This window comes from Mesorhizobium sp. M8A.F.Ca.ET.208.01.1.1 (genome assembly GCF_004791315.1).
GTDB lineage: Bacteria > Pseudomonadota > Alphaproteobacteria > Rhizobiales > Rhizobiaceae > Mesorhizobium.
This window is the reverse complement of sequence record NZ_SRUT01000136.1, coordinates 1-358: the sequence shown is the minus strand read 5'-3', so window position 1 is coordinate 358 and position 358 is coordinate 1. Positions and strand designations below refer to the sequence as shown.

The 358-nt window shown below is 62.6% G+C and carries 1 protein-coding gene; it reads right to left on the bottom strand.

Annotation, left to right across the window (positions count from 1 at the left end; all coding sequences use genetic code 11):
- Window positions 1-344 (bottom strand): hypothetical protein (locus EN851_RS34620; protein ID WP_135931073.1); only part of this gene is annotated, 344 nt, incomplete at its 3' end.
- Window positions 345-358 lie beyond the last annotated feature (14 nt).

The window sequence follows — 358 nt, the reverse complement described above, 5'->3', positions numbered from 1 at the left end:
TAGCGATCGGGCAATGGGCGGGTGAGAAGGAACTGACCGCGCCCTTCGACGGTCTCGGTGCCGCAATAGCTGCATTGCAGCGAACGGGCCAAAGGGACTATTTCCTTCAACACCGCCCCAAACCCTTCTCCGTCGATCGGCACGTTCTTTGCCATCCGCAGTTCACGGGAGAACGCCTCGAAGCTGAGGAAGCGATAGCCGCGCTTTTCGAGCTCGGCGCACAGCTTTTTCAGTGCGGGCTCCGCGCCCCAGAACTCGAAGCGTGTCGGCCTCACGCGGGCATGCGGGGCGATTTCCAGACCGAGATCGCCGATCGCCTCGGTGGGAAGAATGAGCGGCGCCACGTCGGCAAGCGAAT